Annotated in this window: 5 protein-coding genes; 3 read left to right on the top strand and 2 right to left on the bottom strand. The window is 72.2% G+C overall.

Features of this window, described 5'->3' with window-relative positions:
- Positions 1–47: 47 nt before the first annotated feature.
- Positions 48–746, bottom strand: coding sequence for a FadR/GntR family transcriptional regulator (locus Q7F20_RS17750; RefSeq protein ID WP_305741384.1), 699 nt, complete (start codon positions 744–746; stop codon positions 48–50).
- Positions 747–952: 206 nt separating this feature from the next.
- Here Q7F20_RS17750 and Q7F20_RS17745 point away from each other — a divergent pair, with 206 nt between their 5' ends.
- Genes Q7F20_RS17745 through Q7F20_RS17735 form a run of 3 tightly spaced genes read left to right on the top strand, consistent with a single transcriptional unit; the run spans position 953 to position 3,470 of the window.
- Entirely contained in the window at positions 953–2,545 is a 1,593-nt protein-coding gene (locus tag Q7F20_RS17745) for a GntP family permease (protein WP_305741383.1), read from the top strand.
- A 38-nt stretch (positions 2,546–2,583) separates the two neighbouring features.
- Positions 2,584–3,063: a gluconokinase gene (locus Q7F20_RS17740; RefSeq protein ID WP_305741385.1), complete on the top strand. Its 480-nt coding sequence runs from the start codon at positions 2,584–2,586 to the stop codon at positions 3,061–3,063.
- A gap of 38 nt (positions 3,064–3,101) precedes the next feature.
- Positions 3,102–3,470 (top strand): YciI family protein, encoded by a 369-nt coding sequence (locus Q7F20_RS17735; RefSeq protein ID WP_305741382.1) that lies wholly within the window; start codon positions 3,102–3,104, stop codon positions 3,468–3,470.
- A gap of 37 nt (positions 3,471–3,507) precedes the next feature.
- Here Q7F20_RS17735 and Q7F20_RS17730 read toward each other — a convergent pair.
- The coding region (locus tag Q7F20_RS17730) for an ABC-F family ATP-binding cassette domain-containing protein (protein WP_305741381.1) at positions 3,508–4,841 on the bottom strand (1,334 nt) is incomplete at its 5' end.

Genomic DNA, 4,841 nt, shown 5'->3' with positions numbered 1-4,841 from the left:
CCTCAGGGACCTGCTCGCTTCGCTCGCGCGCGGCGCGTCGCGCGACCTCAGGAGGCCGGCGCCTCCGCGATGAACTCGTCCCGCGTCACCCGCACCAGCTCGCCCGCCGCAGCCGACGCAGCCTCCCGGTCGCCCGCGACGAGCGCCAGCGCGACGGCCTCGTGCCGGGCCGCCGCGTCGCGGGTCCAGCGCGTGATGGTGTCCCGCGACTCCGAGGTGCGGGTCCGCAGCAGCGCCTCGACCGTCCCGGCGAAGTGGGCGAACACGGCGTTGCCGGAGCCGTCCAGAAGCGCGCGGTGGAAGCGGACGTCGGCCTCGAGGTAGGCGCGACTGTCCTCCCGCCCGCACGCGTCGATCATGTCGGTGGCGGCCGCGAGCACCGCCGTGGCACCCGGACCACCCGCTGTGAGGGAGGCGGCGACCGGCTCGACGCCGAGGCGCAGCTCAAGCAGTTCGCGTTGCTGGACGAAGTAGGACGGCGACGCCCCGCGCCACCGGATCACGGTCGGTGCGAGCAGCTCCCACGACACGATGCCGAGCACCTGCGTGCCGACGCGCTGGCGGGGTTCGACGAGTCCGAGCGACTGCAGGACGCGCAGCGCCTCGCGGACGACCGACCTCGACACACCGAACTCGGACGCGACGGACTCGGGCCGGACGACCGTGCCCGGGGTCAGTTCGCCGTCGACGATCCGCTGTCCGAGCGTCTCGAGCACCTGGGCGTGCAGTCCGCGGCCGGTCGACATCGTTCCTCCGTGCAGTACGCGGCACGCCGTGCGCGTGACGCGGTGTCCATCGAATCGGCAGACTGCCCCGGAGGGCGGATGCCGCGCGGTGGATCGTCGTATAGTCTGATTAATCAGATTATTGATGATCGAGGCGGTCGGCACCAGGCCGTCCTCGACACGAAGGCGACGGAGCCGCGCGGCAGCGGCTCCAGGAAGGGGCACCGATGCCTCACGCTCTCCTGGCCGATCCGACCACGGCCGGTGCAGTCACGGCCCACGCGGTCACGGGCCACGCGGCCACGGCGCACGCGGTCACGGTCCTCGCAGCGGAACCGGCGGGCACCCAGGCCGTCGACCCGTCGGGTCCGGTCGCGCAGCTGATCATCGCGGCGATCATCGGCATCGTCGTGATCATCGCCCTCATCACCTGGCTCAAGGTGCACCCGTTCATCGCGCTCACGATCGGCGCGCTCGGCGTCGGCATCGGCGCGGGCCTCGCGCCGGACAAGGCCGTGACGAGCTTCGGCAACGGGTTCGGCGCGACGATGACGAGCGTCGGCATCCTCGTCGGCCTCGGCTCGATGTTCGGCAAGATGCTCGTGGACTCGGGCGCGGCCGACCGCGTCGTCGACACCCTCGTGCGGAAGTCGTCGAAGGCGGCACTGCCCTGGACGATGGCCCTGATCGGCGCGCTCATCGGCCTGCCGATGTTCTTCGAGGTCGGCCTCGTCCTGCTCATCCCGATCATCGTGCTGGTGGCGAAGCGCAGTTCGGTCCCCATCATGAAGATCGCCGTGCCCGCCCTCGTCGGCCTCTCGACGATGCACGCCTTCGTGCCGCCGCACCCCGGCCCGCTCGTCGCCATCTCGACGGTCGGCGCGAACCTCGGCACGACGCTCGCGTTCGGCATCGTGCTCGCCATCCCCGTCATCGTCCTCGCCGGTCCGGTGTTCGCCCGCTTCGCGGCCCGCTGGGTCGACATCCCCGCACCCGACATCTTCGGGTCGCGCGGATCCGACGCGGGTTCCGCCCCAGCCGACCCGGCACACGCGGGCCGGGAGGCGCGGCGCGGCCCCGCAACGCAGGACACGGCGTCGCTTCCCCACGGCAAGAGCGACTTCACGCGCGTCATCAGCGAACCGCGCAGCCCGTCCTTCGCCGTCGCACTGGTCGGCATCCTCCTGCCGGTGGTCCTGATGCTGGCGCAGGCGATCCGCGAGGCCACCGTCCCGGACGCTTCGGGCTCGTGGGTGAGCCTGCTCGACTTCCTCGGGTCGCCGATGATCGCGATCGGCATCGCCGCCGTCTACGCGATGGTCTTCTTCGCGATCGGTGGCGGTATGGACCGTTCCGCCGTGTCGAAGTCCCTCGAGAGCGCCCTGCCCCCGGTCGCGGGCGTCCTCCTCATCGTCGGCGCCGGCGGTGGGTTCAAGCAGGTGCTCATCGACACCGGGATCGGCGGGGTGATCGCCGACGCGGTGAAGGACTCCGGCATCTCGGTGCTGCTCGTCGCGTGGGTGGTCTCCGCCCTGGTGCGCGTGGCCACCGGGTCGGCCACGGTCGCCACCGTCACGGCCGCGGGCATCATGGCGCCGATCGCGCACGACCTGTCCTCGCCGATGACCTCGCTGCTCGTGCTCGCGATCGGCGCCGGGTCCGTGTTCCTCTCGCACGTCAACGATGCAGGGTTCTGGCTCGTGAAGGGGTACCTCAACACCACGGTCGGGCAGACCTTCAAGACGTGGACGATGCTCGAGTGCCTCATCTCGGTGTTCGGCCTGCTCGGCGTGCTGCTCGCGGGGGTGTTCATCCATTGAGCACGCACAGCGCACCCGACGCCCGCGTCCTCGTCGTGATGGGGGTCTCCGGATCGGGCAAGTCGACCGTCGCCGCGATGGTCGCCGAGGAGCTCGGCTGGGACTTCGCCGAGGGCGACGCGATGCACCCGCAGGCGAACGTCGACAAGATGCACGCCGGTACCCCGCTGACCGACGAGGACCGGTGGCCGTGGCTCGACGTGATCGCCGCGTGGATCCGGTCGCACCTCGACGACGACACCCCCGGGGTGGTGACCTGCTCGGCGCTGAAGCGCTCCTACCGCGACGTCCTCCGAGCGCCCGGCGTCGTGTTCGTGCACGTCGCCGGCGACGGGTCCCTCATCGAGGACCGGATGTCGAAGCGGTCCGGGCACTTCATGCCGACCTCGCTCCTGCAGTCGCAGCTCGCCACCCTCGAGCCGCCCGAGGACGACGAGGCGCACATCACCGTCGCAGCGGACCGGACCCCGGAGGAGGAGAGCACCGAGGTCATCGAGCGGCTGGCGCTGCGCCCCTGACCAGGGCGGCCGCGGCGATCACGGTGTAGGCCTGGTCCATGCCGCACTTCGTCGTCCTCATCCACGGTGGCCCGAGCGAGCCGAGCCCGGACGACCTCGCCGCCCACGACCGGGACGCCTCGGACCTCATCGACTCGGGGGCGCTCGTCGCGGCCTTCGCCTTCGGGCCCGCCTCGGACGTCGTGCGCATCGACGGGGACGGTCCGGCGCCCGGGGGCGCGACGGCGACCGCCCTCGACGGCATCGGGGTCATCGAGGCCCCGGACCTCGATGCCGCGGTCGCCATCGCGCGCCGGAACCCCGCCACCGAGCTGGGCGGCTTCGTCGAGGTGCGACCGGTGGCCGGCTCGTGGACGCGGGGTGGTGGTCCCGCATCCGGCTCGGCACCGGGCGTGCCCACGACCTGACGTCGCGCAGCGATGACCCCGGCGGTCCGGCGGTCGATCAGGCCTCGGTGACGCTGCCGGCCTCGACGCGCCACCGCCGGTCGAGCCGGACGGTCTCGAGCATGCGGCGGTCGTGCGTGACGAGGAGCAGTGTGCCGTCGTACGAGTCCAGGGCCTGCTCGAGCTGCTCGATCGCGGCGAGGTCGAGGTGGTTCGTGGGCTCGTCGAGCACGAGCACGTTCACCCCGCGCGCCTGCAGGAGCGCGAGGCCGGCGCGTGTCCGCTCGCCGGGGGAGAGCGCGTTCGCGGGACGGCCGACGTGGTCCGCTTTCAGCCCGAACTTCGCGAGCAGGGTCCGGACGTCCGCCGTGGTGTACTCGGGGACGATCGCCTCGAACGCGTCGGCCAGTGGCTGGTCGCCCGTGAACGCCGCGCGCGCCTGGTCGATCTCGCCGACCGCGACGCTGGACCCGAGCGAGGCCGTGCCGGTGGTGGGGGCCTGCTTGCCGAGCAGCGCGCGGAGGAGCGTGGACTTGCCCGCGCCGTTCGGTCCGGTGATGCCGATGCGATCACCCCCGTCGACCTGCAGGGAGACCGGGCCGAGGGTGAAGTCGCCCTGGGTGAAGGTCGCGTCGGATAGGGTCGCGACGACCGCCGACGACCGGGGTGCACTGCCGATCGTGAACTCGAGCCGCCACTCCTTGCGGGGCTCCTCGACCTCGTCCAGCCGGGCGATGCGGGACTCCATCTGCCGGACCTTCTGCGCCTGCTTCTCACTCGACTCGGAGGCGGCCCGACGTCGGATCTTGTCGTTGTCGGGGTTCTTGCGCATCGCGTTCCGGACGCCCTGGCTCGACCACTCGCGCTGGGTCCTGGCGCGGGAGACGAGGTCGGCCTTGGTGGACGCGTACTCCTCGTAGGCGTCACGCTTGTGCTGGCGGGCGATCTCGCGCTCCTCGAGGTAGGAGTCGTAGCCGCCGCCGAAGAGCCGGTTGGCGGACTGCGCGAGGTCGAGCTCGAGCACGGCGGTCACCGAGCGCGCCAGGAACTCGCGGTCGTGGCTGACGAGCACGACACCGCCACGGAGACCCCGGACGAAGTCCTCGAGTCGGTCGAGGCCGTCCAGGTCGAGGTCGTTCGTCGGTTCGTCGAGCAGCACGATGTCGAACCGCGAGAGCAGCAGCGCGGCGAGTCCGACGCGGGCGGCCTGCCCGCCGGACAGCGCGGTCATCAGCGAGTCCGGCCCGACGCCGTCCTCGTCCGACCCGACGGCCAGGCCGAGCTCGGCGAGCACGACGGGGATGCGGTCGTCGAGGTCGGCCGCGCCCGCCGCGAGCCAGCGGTCGAGCGCCGCCGAGTACGCGTCCGCCGCCGCGCCACCGGCGTCGGGCT

The organism is Curtobacterium sp. A7_M15, from assembly GCF_030705415.1.
Taxonomy (GTDB): Bacteria; Actinomycetota; Actinomycetes; order Actinomycetales; family Microbacteriaceae; genus Curtobacterium.
This window is presented reverse-complemented; position numbering and strand designations above follow the sequence as displayed.